At 70.1% G+C, this 18,587-nt stretch carries 15 protein-coding genes, 3 tRNA genes and 1 other RNA gene; 11 read left to right on the top strand and 8 right to left on the bottom strand.

Going from position 1 to position 18,587, the window contains the following annotated elements:
* Positions 1-22: 22 nt before the first annotated feature.
* From rnpB to OB08_RS07825, 3 genes are all read right to left on the bottom strand, one after another.
* Positions 23-390, bottom strand: an RNA gene (gene rnpB, locus OB08_RS07835) — RNase P RNA component class A.
* A gap of 35 nt (positions 391-425) precedes the next feature.
* Positions 426-2,165 carry a bifunctional 3'-5' exonuclease/DNA polymerase gene (locus OB08_RS07830; RefSeq protein WP_461473818.1) on the bottom strand — a complete coding sequence of 580 codons (1,740 nt, stop codon included), beginning with the start codon at positions 2,163-2,165 and terminating at the stop codon, positions 426-428.
* An 81-nt stretch (positions 2,166-2,246) separates the two neighbouring features.
* On the bottom strand, positions 2,247-2,978 hold the full coding sequence (locus OB08_RS07825) for a zinc ribbon domain-containing protein (protein WP_461473816.1): 732 nt from the start codon (positions 2,976-2,978) through the stop codon (positions 2,247-2,249).
* 87 nt (positions 2,979-3,065) lie between these two features.
* On the opposite strand from OB08_RS07825, the gene OB08_RS07820 reads away from it, so the two are divergent.
* On the top strand, positions 3,066-4,589 hold the full coding sequence (locus OB08_RS07820) for an amino acid permease (RefSeq protein WP_461473814.1): 1,524 nt from the start codon (positions 3,066-3,068) through the stop codon (positions 4,587-4,589).
* An 8-nt stretch (positions 4,590-4,597) separates the two neighbouring features.
* Here OB08_RS07820 and OB08_RS07815 read toward each other — a convergent pair.
* A tRNA-Val gene (locus tag OB08_RS07815) sits at positions 4,598-4,670 on the bottom strand.
* A gap of 186 nt (positions 4,671-4,856) precedes the next feature.
* On the opposite strand from OB08_RS07815, the gene aceE reads away from it, so the two are divergent.
* From aceE to OB08_RS07785, 6 genes are all read left to right on the top strand, one after another.
* A complete protein-coding gene (gene aceE / locus OB08_RS07810) occupies positions 4,857-7,586 on the top strand; it encodes a pyruvate dehydrogenase (acetyl-transferring), homodimeric type (RefSeq protein WP_461473812.1) in 2,730 nt (909 codons plus the stop codon).
* 26 nt (positions 7,587-7,612) lie between these two features.
* Complete coding sequence (locus tag OB08_RS07805; protein ID WP_461473854.1) at positions 7,613-8,812, top strand: PucR family transcriptional regulator; 1,200 nt, start codon at positions 7,613-7,615, stop codon at positions 8,810-8,812.
* A gap of 84 nt (positions 8,813-8,896) precedes the next feature.
* Complete coding sequence (locus OB08_RS07800; RefSeq protein ID WP_461473810.1) at positions 8,897-9,814, top strand: ACP S-malonyltransferase; 918 nt, start codon at positions 8,897-8,899, stop codon at positions 9,812-9,814.
* A 14-nt stretch (positions 9,815-9,828) separates the two neighbouring features.
* Entirely contained in the window at positions 9,829-10,830 is a 1,002-nt protein-coding gene (locus OB08_RS07795) for a beta-ketoacyl-ACP synthase III (RefSeq protein ID WP_461473808.1), read from the top strand.
* A 74-nt stretch (positions 10,831-10,904) separates the two neighbouring features.
* Positions 10,905-11,153, top strand: coding sequence for an acyl carrier protein (locus tag OB08_RS07790; RefSeq protein WP_214466933.1), 249 nt, complete (start codon positions 10,905-10,907; stop codon positions 11,151-11,153).
* Between the two features lie 102 nt (positions 11,154-11,255).
* Entirely contained in the window at positions 11,256-12,494 is a 1,239-nt protein-coding gene (locus OB08_RS07785) for a beta-ketoacyl-[acyl-carrier-protein] synthase family protein (protein WP_461473806.1), read from the top strand.
* Between the two features lie 165 nt (positions 12,495-12,659).
* On the opposite strand, the gene OB08_RS07780 is transcribed toward OB08_RS07785, so the two are convergent.
* Positions 12,660-13,163: a DUF3145 domain-containing protein gene (locus OB08_RS07780; protein WP_461473804.1), complete on the bottom strand. Its 504-nt coding sequence runs from the start codon at positions 13,161-13,163 to the stop codon at positions 12,660-12,662.
* Positions 13,164-13,353: 190 nt separating this feature from the next.
* Complete coding sequence (locus OB08_RS07775; protein ID WP_461473802.1) at positions 13,354-14,127, bottom strand: hypothetical protein; 774 nt, start codon at positions 14,125-14,127, stop codon at positions 13,354-13,356.
* 141 nt (positions 14,128-14,268) lie between these two features.
* Here OB08_RS07775 and OB08_RS07770 point away from each other — a divergent pair, with 141 nt between their 5' ends.
* The 3 genes from OB08_RS07770 (at position 14,269) to OB08_RS07760 (ending at position 16,724) form a co-directional block, all read left to right on the top strand.
* The gene (locus tag OB08_RS07770; RefSeq protein WP_461473800.1) at positions 14,269-16,284 is read left to right on the top strand and encodes a DUF262 domain-containing protein; all 2,016 of its coding nucleotides are present in this window, start codon (positions 14,269-14,271) and stop codon (positions 16,282-16,284) included.
* 14 nt (positions 16,285-16,298) lie between these two features.
* A tRNA-Ile gene (locus OB08_RS07765) sits at positions 16,299-16,372 on the top strand.
* A gap of 58 nt (positions 16,373-16,430) precedes the next feature.
* Positions 16,431-16,724, top strand: coding sequence for a hypothetical protein (locus tag OB08_RS07760; RefSeq protein WP_461473798.1), 294 nt, complete (start codon positions 16,431-16,433; stop codon positions 16,722-16,724).
* Here OB08_RS07760 and OB08_RS07755 read toward each other — a convergent pair whose 3' ends face one another.
* Complete coding sequence (locus OB08_RS07755; RefSeq protein WP_461473852.1) at positions 16,725-17,795, bottom strand: DMT family transporter; 1,071 nt, start codon at positions 17,793-17,795, stop codon at positions 16,725-16,727. It lies immediately after the preceding gene.
* 51 nt (positions 17,796-17,846) lie between these two features.
* Here OB08_RS07755 and def point away from each other — a divergent pair, with 51 nt between their 5' ends.
* Complete coding sequence (gene def, locus OB08_RS07750) at positions 17,847-18,413, top strand: peptide deformylase (protein ID WP_461473796.1); 567 nt, start codon at positions 17,847-17,849, stop codon at positions 18,411-18,413.
* Positions 18,414-18,479: 66 nt separating this feature from the next.
* On the opposite strand, the gene OB08_RS07745 is transcribed toward def, so the two are convergent.
* A tRNA-Asn gene (locus OB08_RS07745) sits at positions 18,480-18,552 on the bottom strand.
* Between the last annotated feature and the right edge of the window lie 35 nt (positions 18,553-18,587).

Raw genomic sequence — 18,587 nt, 5'->3', positions numbered from 1 at the left:
TGACACGGCACTCACGAGAGGGCGAATGGGCCGGCCTGTACGCCGGGTTCTGTCCGGGGGCCGGAGCCCCGTGGACGGTCATCTCTCTCGGCGACACGTTGCCGTGCCGCTCCAGCGGCCTACCCGGGGACTCGGCGGGCCGCGTCGGCATCCCCTGTCTGGCCTTGCTCCGGGCGAGGTTTACCCTGCGGGTCGCGTCACCGCGACCCCGGTGGTCTCTTACACCACCCTTTCACCCTTACCCGGCCGAAGCCGGGCGGTCTGCTCTCTGTGGCACTGTCTCGCGGATCGCTCCGGGTGGGTGTTACCCACCGCCCTGCCCTGTGGAGCCCGGACGTTCCTCGGCGCGAAGCGGCGAACCGCTCGCGACGCGACCGTCCAGCCGACCCATTCGCGTCTCCGATTCTCGCACGCCGACGAGTCGCTCAGTCCTTCAGGGCGGTGTCGGCGATGTGCACGTCGAGCCGGAAGTCCAGCGGGAAGTCGCCGAAGAGCAGCCGGCCCGCGGCGGCCGCGGCATCCGTCACAGCCCGCGCAGCGGTCTCGGCGAGCTCCTCGGGCGCATGAACGATCACCTCGTCATGGAGGAAGAACGCGAGATGCGGCCGGCGCGAGAACACCGGGCCCGACCGAGGCGCGGCGGCGACCTCGGCCACAGCGGGCAGGTCGTGCAGCCGCGTGCGCAGGTCCGCCATCCATGCCAGCGCCCACTCCGCCGCCGTGCCCTGCACGACGAAGTTGCGGGTGAACCGTCCGCGGTCGCGTGCCCAGCGCCGCGCGCGGTTCTCTTCGGCGCCGGATGCCTCGGCCTCGGTCGCGCGGGACTGCGCGGCGCTCCACGCGTCGGACGGCGGCGGTGACGTGCGGCCGAGCCAGGTCGACACCACGCCGCCGTCCTCACCCGTGCGCGCGGCCTCGTCGACGAGTCCCATCGCGCGGGGATACGCACGCCGGAGCCTCGGCACCAGCCGCCCCGACTCGCCCGTCGTAGCGCCGTACATCGCCCCGAGGAGCGCGATCTTCGCCTCCTGGCGGGTCGCGACCGCGCCGCTGTCGACGATGCCGGCGTAGAGGTCGCGCCCGCGCGCGGCCGCGGCGAGGGCGCCGTCGCTCGACATGGCCGCGAGCACGCGAGGCTCGAGCTGGGCGACGTCGGCCACCACCAGCTTCCAGCCGGCGTCGGCGCGGACCGCGCCCCGCAGCTGACGAGGAAGCTGCAGCGCGCCGCCGCCCGATGACGCCCAGCGACCCGTCACCACGCCGCCCGGCACGAACACCGGCCGGAACCGCCCGTCGTGGACCCACTCGTCGAGCCAGGTCCAGCCGTTCGCCGACAGCAGGCGCGAGAGCTTCTTGTACTCGAGCAGCGGCTCGATGACCGGATGCTTCTGCTCGCCGAGCTCCCAGCGGCTGGTCGACTCGACGAGCACCCCGACGCGGTGGAGCGAGCGGAGCAGTTTCGGCTGCGAGTCCAGGCTCGCCGCAGGGTCTCCGAGCGCAGCGCGCACCCGCGCACCTGCGGCCGCGAGCCTGGAGGGCTGCCCGCCGCCCGCGCGTCGCTCCCCCAGGACCTCGACGAGGATGCGATCGTGCTCGGCGGCGTCCCACGGCAGTCCAGCCGCACGCAGCTCCTCCGCGATGAGGGCCCCGGCGGACTCGGCGGCGACGAGCAGGCGCAGGCGCGCGGGGTCGGTCGAACGCGCGACCGCCTCCCGCTGCCGTCCGAACTCCGCCAGCACCTCGCCGATGTCCTGCGGCAGTCCCGCCGGCGCCGCGTCCGCATCCAGGTCGAACAGTGCCGGGGCGGCAGCCGGCAGCGCGACGTGCGGTGCGGCATCCCACCATCGGTTCCACCGGATCTCGACCGCGTCGCGCACGAGCGCGGATCCGCTGAGGATCGCGTGACACAGCCGCAGATCGTGGCAGCGGGCGAGCCGGATGCTCGCCCCCAGGAGCGCGGGATACCACTGCGGTGCATCGTTCCAGACCCAGCGAGGGGCCAGCGCAGCCTCGCGGTCGGCCACCCAGCCGGGGAGGTCGCCCGTCGCGATCCGCACTCGCCGCCGCTCGGCTCCGTCGGCGTCGAGCATCGCCGCGACGACCCCGTCGTCCATCCGTGCGAGGACGATCCAGGCCGCGGCGTCAGCGCCTTCCACTGCCGGCATCCCGCCGCAGGCTCTCTCGCCGCCCGCCGCGCCCCGGGGTCGCGGCATCCGCTCCCCCGGCTTCGGCGACGAGGACGCGGGTCACAGCCCGGATTCGCCCGTGCGGACGAGGATGCAGCCGCACTCGGGGCAGTTCACCACCGCGTCCTCACCGGCCTGCCGCAGCGCGTTCAGGTCGGTGCCGGAGAGCACCATGTGGCACCCCTCGCACGTGCGGGCGCGCAGGAAGGCCGCGCCGGCGCTGCGCGTCGCCAGCTTCTCGTAGAGGGCGAGCAGGTCGGCGGGAACGGTGCCGGCGACGGCTGCGCGATCGCGGGATGCGGCGTCGTGCGCGGCGGTGGCCTCGGCGACGATGCGCTTGGCCTCGGCGCTGAGCTCGGCGCCCTCGGCATTGGTCTCGGCGATGAGGGCTTCCTGCTCGGCGACCGAAGCATCGGCCTGCTCGAGCCGCTCCATGACCTCGAGCTCGGCATCTTCGAGGTCGCTCTTGCGCCGGGCGAGCGAGGCCAGCTCGCTCTCGAGCCCCTGAGCCTCTTTCGGGTTGCTCGAGGAGGCGAGTCGCTCGGCGTCGCGCGCGCTGCGCGCGTCGACGACGGCCACATCGGACTCGATCCGCGACAGCTCGGTGCGCAGGTCGTCACGCGCTCCGAGCCGGACGGTGAGCTCCTGCGACAGGGTCTGCCGGCGCGCGAGCAGCTCCTGCACCTTGGCGGCCTGCGGCGGGTTCTTGCGCGCGTGGTCGGCGTGGCGGATGCGGGCATCGAGCTCGGCGACCTCGACGAGGCGGCGCTGGTCGGCGGGGCTGGCGTTCACGCCCTCCAACCTACCGTGGGCATCGACGCACCCGCGGGCCCCCGGCTAGCATTCAACGACCGATCCCCACCCAGGAAGGCGAGAACAATGAGCGTTCTGCGCACCAAGTCCGTCGAGCAGTCGATCGCCGACACGGACGAGCCGGAGTTCCGGCTCAAGAAATCCCTGAGCGCCCTCGACCTCACCGTGTTCGGCATCGGTGTCGTGATCGGCGCCGGCATCTTCACACTCACCGGCCGTGCGGCGCACGAGGTCGCGGGTCCCGCGATCGTGATCAGCTTCGTCGTCGCGGCGATCGCGTGCACCCTCGCGGCGCTCTGCTACGCCGAGTTCGCCTCGACCGTGCCCGTCTCAGGCTCGGCCTACACCTTCTCCTACTCCTCGCTCGGCGAACTGTTCGCGTGGATCATCGGGTGGGATCTCATCCTCGAGATGTTCCTCGGCGCGAGCGTCGTCGCCCAGGGGTGGAGCGCGTACCTCGGCACGCTCATGGCCCAGCTGGGTGCTCCGATCCCCGAAGCCATCGGCTACGGCGGCGTCGTCGACCTCATGGCGATCCTGCTCGTATTGGTCCTCGGCGGTCTCATGACGTTCGGCATCAAGGAGTCGCTCCGCGTCAACATGGTGCTCGTCGCCGTCAAGCTCTTCATCGTGCTGTTCGTCATCGTTGCAGGCATCATGTTCATCAATCCCGCGAACTGGTCGCCCTTCGTCCCTGACGCCGCTCCGCGCGAGTCCGCATCCGGCCTCACACAGCCGCTGCTCCAGTTCCTGTCCGGGATCGAGCCGACGGCGTTCGGTGTCGGCGGCATCTTCGCCGGCGCGGCCCTCGTGTTCTTCGCCTATATCGGGTTCGACGTCGTGGCGACGACGGCGGAGGAGACCAAGAACCCTCAGCGCGACATGCCGATCGGGATCATCGCCTCGCTGCTCATCTGCACGCTTCTCTACTGCGCGGTGGCCTTCGTCGTGACCGGAATGGTGCCCTACCAGGACCTCGACCCGGCGGCGGCGCTCGCGAACGCCTTCGTGTTCCACGGAGCGGACTGGATGGCCGTCCTCATCTCCGCCGGTGCCGTCGCGGGTCTCACGACCGTCGTGCTCACTCTGCTCATCGGCGCGACCCGCATCATCTTCGCCATGTCGCGCGATGCCCTCCTCCCGGTCGGCCTTGCGAAGGTGCACCCGCGATTCCGCACCCCGTGGGTGATCTCGATCCTCGTGACGGTCATCGTGGCGGTCGTGGCGGGCTTCACCCCGATCGGGCTGCTCGAGGAGATGGTCAACATCGGCACGCTCTCGGCGTTCGTCCTCGTCGCGGTCGGCGTCATCGTGCTCCGGCGCAAGCGCCCGGACCTCAAGCGCTCGTTCCGCGTCCCGTTCAGCCCATGGCTGCCGGGTCTGTCCGCGGCGATCTGCATCTACCTGATGCTCAACCTCACCGTCGAGACGTGGCTGCGATTCCTCGTCTGGCTGGCGGTGGGCTTCGTGATCTACTTCGCCTACTCTCGGCGTCACTCCCGCATCGGACAGCCCGGGTACGAGGACTTCGCGCTGCCGCACGTCGTCTCGCACAAGCGGGACGACAGCGACGACGATCCGCGGTCGTAGAGGAACGGTGGGCCCTGCCGGGATCGAACCGACGACATCCACGGTGTAAACGTGGCGCTCTACCAGCTGAGCTAAAGGCCCGTGCCGACCAGTCTAGGGTCGGCACGGGCCTCGTCCGTGGAGGACCGGACCGATCGCTTGATGCGGCATCCGAAGCGCTCCCGACTCGCTAGGCTGGAGGGCGGTGCGTTGTGCAGGGCCGACAAAGCCTGTCCCGCTCCGGTAGCGATTACCTGGCACGATCTGCCAGACGACGAAAGGTCATCTGTGACTGTCAACGATCAGGATCCGTACTCGCAGGACCCCCTCGACAGCGATCCCGATGAGACCTCCGAGTGGCAGGAATCCCTCCAGCAGCTCGTGCGGGCGAAGGGCCACGGTCGTGGCCGAGAGATCATGCTCAGCCTCCTGCAGACCTCCCACGAGCTGCAGCTGAACGTTCCGCAGGTCCCCACCACGGACTACATCAACACCATCGCGCCCGACAACGAGCCCGACTTCCCCGGCGACGAGGAGCTCGAGCGCCGCTACCGTCGCTGGCTGCGCTGGAACGCCGCGATCACGGTCCACCGCGCGCAGCGCCCGGGGATCGGCGTCGGCGGGCACATCTCGACGTACGCGTCGTCGGCCTCGCTCTACGAAGTCGGCTTCAACCACTTCTTCCGCGGCCTCGACGACCCGACCGGCGGCGACCAGATCTTCATCCAGGGTCACGCCTCCCCCGGCATCTACGCGCGCTCGTTCCTCGAGGGTCGTCTGACCGAGGCGCAGCTCGACGGCTTCCGCCAGGAGAAGTCGAAGGCGCCCGACGGCATCCCGTCGTACCCGCACCCCCGCCTCATGCCCGAGTACTGGCAGTTCCCGACCGTGTCGATGGGGCTCGGCCCGATCAACGCTATCTACCAGGCGATGTCGAACAAGTACCTCACGAATCGCGGCATCAAGGACCTGTCGAACTCGCGCGTATGGGCGTTCCTCGGCGACGGCGAGATGGACGAGGTCGAGAGCCGGGGCCAGCTGCAGGTCGCGGCGAACGAGGGCCTCGACAACCTGACCTTCGTCGTCAACTGCAACCTGCAGCGCCTCGACGGCCCCGTGCGCGGCAACGGCAAGATCATCCAGGAGCTCGAGAGCTTCTTCCGCGGCGCCGGCTGGAACGTCATCAAGGTGGTCTGGGGAAGCGGCTGGGACGAGCTGCTGTCGCAGGACACCGACGGGGCGCTCGTGCATCTCATGAACACCACCCCGGACGGCGACTTCCAGACGTACCGCGCCGAGGACGGCGCGTTCATCCGCGAGCACTTCTTCGGGCGTGACGAGCGCACGGCAGCTCTCGTGAAGGACTGGTCCGATGAGGACATCTGGGGCAAGCTCCGCCGCGGCGGGCTCGATTACCGCAAGGTGTATGCCGCATACAAGGCGGCCACCGAGCACAAGGGCCAGCCGACGGTGATCCTCGCCAAGACGATCAAGGGCTACGGCCTCGGTCACCACTTCGAGGGCCGCAACGCGACCCACCAGATGAAGAAGATGACGCTGCAGGACCTGAAGTACTTCCGCGACTCGATGCGCATCCCGATCACCGACGAGCAGCTCGACGAGAACCCGTACCTGCCGCCGTACTACAACCCCGGTGCGCAAGACGAGACGATCCAGTACATGCTGGAGCGTCGTCGCGAGCTCGGCGGCTTCCTGCCCGAGCGCCGCACCCACCATGTCGGCATCCAACTGCCCGGCGACGAGGCGTACGCGCTTCCCAAGAAGGGCTCCGGCACGCAGGAGATCGCCACGACCATGGCGTTCGTCCGGCTGCTGAAGGACCTGCTGCGGGCGAAGGACTTCGGTCACCGCATCGTGCCGATCATCCCCGACGAGGCGCGCACGTTCGGCATGGACGCGTACTTCCCGACGGCGAAGATCTACAACCCGCACGGCCAGAACTACACCTCGGTCGACCGCGAGCTCCTCCTCGCCTACAAGGAGAGCCCGCAGGGCCAGATCGTGCACGTCGGCATCAACGAAGCCGGCGCTCTCGCGGCGTTCACCGCCGCGGGCACGTCGTACTCGACCCACGGCGAGCCGCTGATCCCGGTCTACGTCTTCTACTCGATGTTCGGCTTCCAGCGCACGGGTGACGCGCAGTGGGCGGCCGGCGACCAGATGGCCCGCGGCTTCATCATCGGCGCCACGGCCGGTCGCACGACGCTCACCGGCGAAGGCCTGCAGCACGCCGACGGCCACTCGCAGCTGCTCGCTTCGACCAACCCGGCCACGCTCTCGTACGACCCGGCGTACGGCTACGAGATCGCGCACATCGTCCGCTCGGGCATCGAGCGGATGTACGGGGGCAACCACCCCGACCCGAACGTCATGTACTACCTCACGGTGTACAACGAGCCGCTCGTGCAGCCGGCCGAGCCCGAGGGCGTGGACGTCGACGGCATCGTGCGCGGCATCCACCGCATCTCGAAGCCCGAGGGCGACGGACCCCGCGCGCAGATCCTCGCGTCCGGCGTCGGCGTGCCGTGGGCGCTCGAGGCGCAGCAGCTGCTGCGCGACGACTGGGGCGTGCAGGCCGACGTGTGGTCGGTCACCTCGTGGAACGAGCTGCGCCGCGACGGCCTCGCCGCCGACGAGCACAACTTCCTCCACCCGGAGGCCGAGCCGCGCACCGCGTACATCACCGAGAAGCTGCGCGACACCCCCGGCCCCGTGGTCGCGGTGAGCGACTTCATGCATGCCGTGCAGGACCAGATCCGTCCGTGGGTCGAGCACCGCTTCGTGACGCTCGGCGCCGACGGATTCGGCTTCTCCGACACGCGCGCGGCCGCACGTCGCCACTTCAAGATCGACGGCCCGTCGATCGTCGTCCGCACGCTGCAGGCGCTGGCCGCCGACGGCACCGTGGACCGCGGTCTGGCTGCGCAGGCGATCGAGAAGTACCGTCTGCACGACGTCACTGCAGGAACGAGCGGAAACGCCGGCGGCGAGAGCTGACCGGCGCGATGCCCGCCCCCGCCTCGATGGACAAGACCGAGACGCTCGCCTGGCTCAGGCGCATCTCGGGCGACCTCGCGACGGCGACCATCAAGCGACTGGAGGACACGCTCCCCTGGTACGCCGACATGCCGCCGGCGCGACGGTCCGCCGTCGGACTCGTCGCGCAGGCGGGCATCACCTCGTTCATCTCCTGGTACGAGGACCCGACGTCGACCCCGTGGATCGCCGCCGACATCTTCGCCGCCGCTCCTCGCGAGCTGCTGCGCAGCGTGAGCCTCCAGCAGACGCTGCAGCTCATCAGGGTCACGGTGGAGATCACCGAGGAGCGCGTCGCGGGCAAGGGCGAGCACTTGCGCGAGGCGATCCTGCTGTACTCGCGCGACGTGGCCTTCGCGGCCGCCGACGTGTACGCGCGCGCCGCCGAGGCCCGCGGGCTGTGGGATGCCCGCCTCGAGGCGCTGGTCGTCGACTCGATCCTCACCGGCGAGGCCGACGAGGAGCTGCCGAGCCGCATCGCGGCGCTCGGCTGGCACGGCCACGGTGAGGTCGCGGTGCTCGTGGGCACCACCCCGCCCCAGTTCGACATCGATCAGCTCCGGCGCACCGCCCGCAAGCTCGGCGTCGACGTGCTGATCGGGGTGCAGGGATCCCGCCTCGTGCTCGTACTCGGTCGCGCCGAGCCGCCGTCGCGCCCCGACGACGTGCCCGCCGATCTGCCGTTCACCGACATCGCGAAGCGGCTCGAGCCGGGGTTCGGGCCGGGGTTCCTCGTGCTCGGGCCGACCGTGCCGGCGCTTGTCGACGCAGGGCAGAGCGCGCGCGCGGCCCTCGCTGGGTTCGCCGTCGCGCGCGCCTGGCGCAACGCACCGCGTCCGGTCGAGGCCGACGACCTGCTGCCGGAGCGCGCCCTCGCCGGCGACCCCCTTGCGAAGCAGACCCTCGTCGAGCGGATCTTCCGCCCGCTGCAGGCGCACAGCGCCGACCTGGTCGCGACACTGTGGAGCTACCTCGACAACGGGCGCTCGCTCGAGGCGACCGCGCGCGAGCTGTTCGTGCACCCGAACACCGTGCGCTACCGGCTCAAGCGCGTGTCCGAGGTGATCGGATGGGACGCCACCGGGCCCCGCGAGGCGCTCATCCTGCAGACCGCCCTGATCCTCGGTTCGATCGGCACGGACGCGACGAGGCGTCGCGCTCCGGCGGCGCGCCGGGGGCCGCACTGATCTGTACGGGTCTCACAAAGGCATCCGGCATTCTTTTGTCGCGATCGCCAGAAGCCGTCCGCTGATCCTTGGCAGGATGGACAGGTGAGAATCGCCGTCTTCCCCGGGCAGGGCTCGCAGTCCCCCGGATTCCTCTCCCCGTGGCTCGCCATCGACGGCCTCGCCGATCGACTCGCCGAATACTCCGAGTGGTCGGGCGTCGACCTGATCGCCGCCGGCACCGAATGGGACGCCGACCGCATCCGCGACACCCAGGTGGCGCAGCCCCTGATCGTCGCGGCCAGCCTCCTTTCGTGGAACGCCCTGCCGGACCATGAGGCCGTCGCCGGCGTCGCGGGGCACTCCGTCGGCGAGTTCGCCGCCGCCGCTGCCGCAGGCATCCTCACCGAGGAGGACGCACTGCGCCTCGTCGGCATCCGCGGTCGCGCGATGGCCGAGGCTGCCGCGGCCGAGAAGACCGGCATGAGCGCCGTGATCGGCGGGGACGAGGCATCCGTCGTCGCCCGACTCGAAGAGCTCGGACTCACCCCCGCCAACTACAACGGCGGCGGCCAGCTCGTCGCCGCCGGTGCGCTCGACGCATTGGCGGCTCTCACCGCCGAGCCGCCCTCGGGCACGCGTGTGATCCCTCTCCAGGTCGCCGGCGCGTTCCACACCCGCTACATGGCCCCGGCCGTCGAGACGCTCCGCAGCGCCACGGCCGAGGTGGCGGCATCCGATCCGCGGGTCACCGTCTGGAGCAACCGCGACGGCGCGGCCGTCGGCTCGGGCGCGAGGTTCGTCGAGCTCCTCGTCGACCAGGTCGCCTCGCCGGTGCGCTGGGATCTCTGCATGACGTCTTTCGCCGCAGCGGGTGTGTCGGGCATCGTGGAGCTGTCGCCCGCGGGTACGCTCACGGGGCTCGCGAAGCGGGCACTGCGCGGCACCCCCGCCGTCGCCGTCAAGACTCCCGACGATCTCGAGGCGGCCGACGCACTGCTGAGCGGCGACACCGACGCATGACCGGAGAATCCCCCATGACCCCCACGCTCGTCCAGCCCACCGGGGCGGCCCACACGCGCATCTACTCGTACGGCGCGGCACGCGGCGAGATCGCGGTCCCCAACGACGACCTCATCGGCCCGATCGACTCCAGCGACGAGTGGATCCGCCAGCGCACAGGCATCGTCACGCGGACACGCGCCGTCGCCGGGACCGACGCGATCGATCTCGCGACCGAGGCGGCGCGCGAAGCGATCGAGAAGTCGGGAGTGGATGCCGCGAAGATCGACGCCGTCATCGTCGCGACGATCTCGAACCCGAAGCAGACCCCCTCGGTGTCGGCCATCGTCGCCGACCGCGTGGGCTCCAACCCCGCCGCGGCCTATGACGTCAACGCCGCGTGCGCGGGCTTCGCCTACGGCGTCGCGCAGGCCGACGCGCTGATCCGCGCGGGCGTCTCGAACTACGCGCTCGTGATCGGCACCGAGAAGCTGAGCGACGTCGTCGACCCCGCCGACCGGAGCATCTCTTTCCTGCTGGGAGACGGCGCGGGCGCGGTCGTGATCGGGCCGAGCGACACGCCCGGCATCGGCCCCACCGTGTGGGGATCCGACGGGTCGAAGGCCGATGCAGTGGGCATGAACCACACGCTCACCGACTTCCGTGACGGTGTCGCACCGTGGCCGACGCTGCGTCAGGAGGGCCCGACGGTCTTCCGCTGGGCGGTGTGGGAGATGGTGAAGGTCGCCCGGCAGGCGCTCGAGGCCGCCGGGGTCGAGGCGTCCGACCTCGCCGCCTTTGTTCCCCACCAGGCGAACATGCGCATCATCGACGAGTTCGCCAAGCAGCTCGGGCTGCCCGAATCCGTGGTGATCGGCCGCGACATCGAGACGACCGGCAACACCTCGGCCGCCTCGATCCCGCTCGCCACGCACCGCCTGCTCGCGGAGCACCCCGAGCTGAGCGGCGGCCTCGCCCTCCAGATCGGGTTCGGCGCCGGACTCGTGTTCGGCGCGCAGGTCGTCGTGCTCCCCTGAGCACCGCGCACCCCGACCCTAGACTTGACCCCGGACCACCCGGTCCGGGAACCCCCGAGAAACAGGAGAAACCCATGGCATTCAGCAGCGACGAGGTCCTCGCAGGACTCGCCGAGCTCATCACCGACGAGACGGGCATCTCGGCCGACGAGGTCGCCCTCGAGAAGTCGTTCACCGACGACCTCGACATCGACTCGATCTCGATGATGACGATCGTGGTGAACGCCGAGGAGAAGTTCGGCGTCACGATCCCCGACGACGAGGTCAAGAACCTCAAGACCGTCGGCGACGCCGTCAGCTACATCACGTCGAACCAGGCGTAAGCACCATCCCCTGCGGGACCTCTCCCGCACCCCCGGCTTGCTGATCCAGGCCCCGGTGGGGGCTTCGGCCCCCACCGGCCATCCACGAGGACTACCCAACTCATGAGCACTCCCCGCATCGTCGTCACCGGCATCGGCGCGTCCACTCCTCTCGGCGGCACCGCCCCCGAGAGCTGGGACGCCCTCCTGGGCGGAGCATCCGGCGCCCACACGCTCGAGTACGACTGGATCAGCGAGTACCAGATCCCGGTCACCTTCGCCGCCGAGGCCAAGGTCCGCCCAGATACGATCCTCGACCGGCCAGTAGCCAACCGGCTCGACCCGTCGGCGCAGTTCGCGCTCGTGGCTGCCCTCGAGGCGTGGGCGGATGCCGGCAAGCCCGAGGTCGAACCGGAGCGCTTCGGCGTCGACTTCGCCACCGGCATCGGCGGGCTGCAGACGACGCTGGCCGCGTGGGACGTCCTCAAGACGAAAGGCCCCCGGCGCGTCATGCCGATGAGCGTCCCGATGCTCATGCCCAACGCACCCGCCGCGGCCGTCTCGATGCACCTCGGCGCGCGCGCGTATGCGCGCACGGTCGCCTCGGCCTGCGCCTCGAGCACCGAATCGCTCGTGAACGCCGTCGACGCGCTCAAGGCGGGCCAGGCCGACGTGATCATCGCGGGCGGTTCCGAGGCCGTCATCCACGGCCTCACGCTCGCAGCCTTCGCCGCCATGCAGGCGCTGTCCAAGCGCAACGACTCCCCCGAGACCGCCTCCCGCCCCTACAGCGTCGATCGCGACGGCTTCGTCATGGGCGAGGGTGCCGCCTGCCTCGTGCTCGAGACCGAGGAGCACGCGAAGGCCCGCGGCGCCAAGATCTACGCCGAGGTCGTCGGCGGCGGCGTCACGGCCGACTCGTACCACATCACCGCTCCCGAGCCCGAGGGCCTCGGGGCCTCCCGCGCCGTGCGTCTCGCCCTCGAGGCCGCGGGCGCGACCCCCGACGAGGTCACGCACATCAACGCGCACGCCACGTCGACCCCGACGGGCGACATCGCCGAGTACAAGGCACTTCTGAGCGTCTTCGGCGACCGCATCCACGACATCCCGGTCTCGGCCACCAAGGCGTCGACGGGCCACCTGCTGGGCGGCACGGGCGCACTCGAGGCGATCTTCACGATCCTCGCCCTGCGCGACCGCGTCGCTCCCCCGACGATCAACATCTCGACGCAGGACCCCGAAATCCCGCTCAAGGTATCGGGCGACGCCCAGCCGCTGGGCGACGGCCCGCAGCTCGCGATCAGCAACTCGTTCGGCTTCGGCGGGCACAACGCCGTCGTCGCGTTCCGCTCGGTCTGACGCACAGACGCGAAGACGCCCCCGGGAAGCCTCCGGGGGCGTCTGTCGTGTCAGGCGGCGATACGTCTTCCCGCGGCCCGGGATCTGCTCACCGAGCTTCGGTAGCGACGCCTCGAACCGCCTGAGTCTGTGGAGTTGTCGGATGCCGCGGGTCGCGGCATCCGCTCACCCGACCTTGTGCAGCCAGACGACGGGGGCGTCGTCACTCGCGTGGCGGAAGGGCTCGAGCTCGTCGTCCCACGCCGCGCCGAGGGCGACCTGCAGCTCGCGGTGCAGCTCGATCGCGTTCCCGCCCGAGACCTCCATCGCGTACCGGATGCGGTCCTCGCCGATCACGACGTTGCCGGCGGAGTCGGTCTGCGCGTAGTGGATGCCGAGCCCCGGCGTGTGGAGCCACCGACCTCCATCGCTGCGCGGCGTGGGGTCTTCGGTCACCTCGAAGCGCAGGTGCTCCCACCCGCGGATCGCCGTGGCCAGGGCGGCGCCGGTGCCGGCGGAGCCCTCCCAGTAGAACTCGGAGCGCCGAGAGCCGTGCAGCACCGGCTGGTCGGCCCATTCGAGGCTCACCGCCCGGCCGAGCGCACGGCCGATGGCCCACTCGAGGTGCGGGCACAATGCTCGTGGCGCGGAGTGAATATAGATCACTCCACGCGCCTGTGGTGTCGCCATGATCTCTCCGTTTCATCAGGTGCGTCTTCCCCAACGACCTGTGCACGGCGATCCGGCTGAGTATTCGGTTCTGGGCCCATTATCGCCCACGCGAGCGCGGAATGACAAGCGTGTGATTCGCCGTGTCGCGGCATCCGCTCACGACGAAGGCCCCGGTCCGAAGACCGGGGCCTCGCGACGGATCAGCGGATCACGCCTCGCTCATGACGTTGACCGCGGCCTGGCCCTTGGCGGCGTAGTACGCCGCGCGCGCGGCATCCTTTCGCGCCTGCTCGGCGTAGCCGGCCTCGAGCACGTCCTGCGGAACGTGGACGCTCTCGACGTGGTTCACGCCGTTGTACTTCTCGATGTAGGCGTCGAGCTCGGGGCCCGACGTCCACGACGTGATGAGGCAGTAGCGGGGCTCGGTGCCGATGTGGGTGGCGGCGTGCCACAGGCGCTGCGTGTCGATGATGAGCTGCGCGCCCGCGGGCAGGGCGATGCGCACCTCGCCCTCGGGGTCGGTGCGGTTCTCACGAAGGACGAAGAAGCTGTCCTTGTCGTCGGTGAGGTTGAAGAAGCCGCGGACCACCCAGCCGGTGCCGTCGGGGTTGAGACGGTTGTTGTCGTCCTGGTGGAGGTTGTAGAGCGTCTCGCCGTAGGGCGTCGGCTGCAGCTCGATGACGCGGCAGCGGCCGACGTTCGCACCGGGCTCCTGGGCGCGGCGGGTGAGGTTGGGGGCCTTCTCGACCTGCGAGTCGATCCAGACGCCGTCCTTGTCGGTGCGCGGCGGCTTGTGGTTCCAGAAGCCGTTGCACTCGATGTCGCCGAATGCGCTCGCGAGCGGGGCGAAGCGCGTGTCGCCCGACGACTTCCAGTCGTTGTACTCGATGTCGAGCCACTCCTTGGGATCGAGCTCCTGGTTGTAGCGGTCGAGGACGACGTAGCCGGTCTCCTCGAGCGCAGCGGACTTGATGTAACCCATGACGGATTGCCTTTCGGTCAGCGGGCCAGCACGTTTTAACAGGCCCAACTAAGGCAAGCCTACCTTGGAGGTCTCGGACCGCCCCGGGACCGGACCGTGAATAACCGGATGCCGCGCCCCGGCCGAATAGACTTGACGGCGATGGTCACTGCTACGAACGTCGACGCGACCGCGGTCAACACGATCGGCTGGCTGTCGGCAGGCGACTGGACCATCGTCGTCCCCGTCTATCAGCGTCAGTACCGCTGGGACATCGGCGCGTGCGAGCAGCTGCTGTCGGACGTGCGCGCGGTCGCCGACATCGACGACCGGCACATGCACTTCATCGGCTCGATCCTGTCGTCCGCCGGCGCGGACGACGAGCTGGTCCTGATCGACGGCCAGCAGCGGGTGACCACCCTGATGCTCCTCGTCGCGGCTCTGCAGCACACCGTACGCGACACCGACCCGGCGATGGCCGCCGAGCTCGACCGCGTGCTCGTGCGCGGCGGGGACGCGCGAACGACGAAGCTGCGCCCCCACGCGGCGTGGGCCGAGGTCTTCGAGAGCGTCGTGCTCGACCGCCGAGCGGGCGGCGACGGCACGCGCGACTCCCGCTTCGACGACAACTACGCCTTCTTCCGCAGCCAGGTGAGCGCCGACGAGGCGCCGCACATCTGGCGGGGTCTGCAGAAGCTCGAGCACGTCGCGATCACCCTCGGCACGGGCGCGAACGCCCAGCAGATCTTCGAGAGCCTCAACTCGACCGGAGAGCCGCTGCGCGATCACGAGCTCATCCACAACTACGTGCTCATGGGCCTCTCGCATGCCGAGCAGCGCGAGATCGAGGCCGACTACTGGGTTCCGATCGAGCAGAACACGGGCGAGTCCATCGCCGAGTTCTGGCGCCAGTACCTCGTCATGGTCACGGGGCGCGAGGTCGCCGTCGCGCGCGGGCGGGGTGTGTACGACACGTTCCGCCAGGTCTTCCCGCGCCTCGGCATCGACGACCTGCGGCGTCACGCGGCCGAGTGGCGCGAGTACTCCGAGATCCACCGCGTGCTCCGCGAACCGGAGCGGGAGCCGGATGCCGCGATCTCGCGGCAGCTGCGATGGCTCACGACCTTCGGCCCGGCGATGCATCCCCTCGTCCTGCGGACGTACCGCGACTGGAAGCACGGCGCCGTCGACGGCGACGAACTGGTTGTCACCCTGGAGCACGTGCAGGCCCTGCTCCTGCGCCGCACGATCGTCGGCATCGGCACCGAGCGGATCGTCGCCCGCCTGTGCCGGGCGCGTGAGGACGGCTGGGACGCCCTGGTGGCGGCGATCTCGCGCATCACGCCGTCGGACGAGCGGATCCGGGCTGCGGTGAAGTACTCCGAGCTCCCCCATCCCGCATACGTGCTCGGACGCCTCGCCGGCCTCGATGGCACGACGGGACTCGACGTGGAGCACGTGTTCCCCCTCGCTCCGTCCGACACATGGTCCGGCGACGGGGCGCGGCCGTGGTCTGAGTACAGCGAGGACGAGCAGAACAGCGCACGAGCCCTCGCGTCGACACTCGGAAACCTCACGCTTCTCGAGGACGGCCTGGCACTCCGCGCGTTCGACGCCGCCTTCCCCGTGAAACGCGGTCTGTACGCGCGCAGCGAGGTCGCGCTGAACGCCGTCCTGGCCGACGCCGACGCCTGGAGCACGGCCGCCGTCTCGCAGCGGTCCGCCGCCCTCGGGCAGCGGCTGGTCGAGATCTGGGCACGCCCCGGCACGTCGCTCATCGACGACGACGGCCTCACCCCCATCCTCGACGCCGTCCACCGGCGCGGCTGGCCGATGGGCTGGGAGCGGGAGTGGGACTACGTCGAGTACCGCGGCGAGCACTGGGAGGTGCCCGACGTGAAGTACCTCTTCAACCGCATCTTCAAGCGTCTCTGGGCCGACGACCGCCGCGCGGTGATCGCGTACAGCGAGCGGCGCGGTGGGCCCGTCTACCGCGCCCGGGCGTGGAACGGTCAATGGGATCGCCTCGACGATGAGACGTGGCTCTACATGGGCTGGGACTCGAGCTACATGCTGAGCGCCGTGCAGGGGCTGCTCGAAGAGGCCGGCATCGCCGCCGAGGTGTTCGTGAAGTACTCGTACATCGGCGTCGCGATGAACCGGGTGTCCGGGCGTTAGGCTCGGGTGCGCAGGGGGCGGTGGCCAAGCTGGTCAAGGCAGCGGGCTCATAACCCGACGATCGTGGGTTCAAGTCCCACCCGCCCTACGTGAGGAAGGGGTCGCCGGCAGGCGGCCCCTTCCGCGTCCGTGCGACAATCGCCCTCATGGACGCGATCGGCTGGGTGGTGGTGGCGGCGGTCATCGCGGCGTCCGTCGCCCTCGTCGCCCTCGCGCCGCGGCTGAAGCGGGATCACCTGCGCAGACAGCTCGAGGGCGCCGCCGGCGGATCGCTCGCGGGCGTCGGCTCCGGCTTCGACGCGGTCTGGCGGCCGTCCGCGGAGGACGCGCACGCGGACTGGGAGGCCCAGGTCGAGATGCCGGCACCCGCCCCCGCGCCGGGCGACAAGGGGCGCATCGAGGAGGGCCGCCTGATCATCCAGGTCGACGACCCGGCATGATCAGCGCGGCGACTCGTCCTTGTCCTTGATCGGCGGGTCGGGCCAGACCTTCGCCACCGCCTCGGTCACGCGGATCGACCCGGTCATCGGCGGGGTGCGGTCGGCGCCCGGCTCGCTGCCGCGCGTGATCGGCAGCTCCTGGCTGTCGCTCACGATCTGCGGGTGGTAGCGCGCGAGCTGCCAGACGCCCCACACGGCGACGCCGCCGACGATCGTGAACGCCACATAGACCCAGAGCGGCGCGCCGCTCGCCTCGCCGAGGATCGTCAGGCCGATGAGGATCGCGACGATCGGGTCGATCACCGTGAGCCCCGCGATCACAAGGTCGGGCGGGCCGGACGAGTACGCCGTCTGCACGAAGTAGGCGCCGATGATGGCGCCGAGGATGAGCGCCGCGAGGCACGTGAGCGTGAGCCACTCGAAGTTGCCGTTCTGGATCCGCACGATGATGACCTTCGCCAGCGTCGCGACGAAGCCGTACATGACGCCCGCGGCGGAGATGTAGAACAGCGCGCCCATGCGCTGACGGCGCCAGAACCAGAACGCGCCCAGCACGACCGTCACGATGGCGAACAGGATGAGGATCGTGACGAGCTGTCGATCGGTGACCGGCTTCTCGGTCGCGAAGAGCGCCGCGATGGTGACGAACACGAAGATGCCGCCGACGCACGCCCCGATGGCGATCAGCGAGCGCTTGGTGGGGCGATGGCCGCTGATCTGCGCGTTGAGCAGCGTCGTGATGACGAGGGCGATCGCACCCAGCGGCTGGACCACGATGAGCGGGGCCACCGCCAGTGCCGACAGCTGGCACACGATCGCGAGGCCGAGCATGAGCGTGCCGAGCACCCACGACGGCCGCGAGAGCAGCCTCAGCAGGTGCTGGAGGTTCAACCCGCCTGTGCCGGTGGAACCGGTGAGCTTCTCGACCTTCGTGACCCCGCGGTGCTGGTACTGCGCGCCGAACGACATGAAGACCGCCCCGAGCAGGGCGAGCGGGATGCCGTACAGAAGGGCGGGGTTCTGGAACGCGCCGACCAGCTGGTCGCCCACGTCCTGAAGCTCATCCACCATCCGCAGCACACATCGACACTAGCCGCCGTCGCCTCTCGGTAGGCTCAAGGCGTGGCCGTTCTGCCGATTCGCATCATGGGTGACCCCGTGCTCCACGCCCCCGCGGGGCCCGTCGACGACATCACGGACGAGATCCGCACGCTGGTCGCGGACATGTTCGAGACGATGGATGCCGCACCCGGCGTCGGTCTCGCCGGACCTCAGGTCGGCGTTCCGCTCCGGATCTACACGTACTCGTACGTCGACGACGACGGTGCACCGTGGCGGGGCGTCATCATCAACCCCGAACTGTGGATGCGCCCGCTCGAGCCCGGCGAGCCCGATGAGGACGAGGAGTCCGAGGGCTGCCTCTCCTTCCCCGGCGAGCGATTCCCGCTGCGTCGGTCCGAGGAGGTGCTCGTGACCGGCGTCGATCTCGACGGCCAGCCCGTCCGCATCCAGGTGGACGGGTGGCGGGCCCGCATCATGCAGCACGAATTCGACCACCTCGACGGCATCATCTACGTCGACCGGCTCGGCGACGGCGACTGGAAGACCGCGCAGAAGATCGCGCGCAAGCGCGGCTGGGGCCGGCCGGGTCACTCCTGGACCCCGGGCGTCGACGACATCGACGCCTGAGCGACGCCGCGGACGCGGCATCCGGTACATGAAGAAAGCCCCGGGGGTGGAGCCCCGAGGCTTTCGCTCCCCCACTTGGACTCGAACCAAGAACCTATCGGTTAACAGCCGATTGCTCTGCCAATTGAGCTATGGAGGAATGCTGTCCCGCTCGCGCAGGCAACCACACCATAT

Source organism: Microbacterium sp. HJ5 (assembly GCF_054824025.1).
Note: the sequence above shows the minus strand (reverse complement) of the source record. Positions and strands in the feature narration are given on the sequence as shown.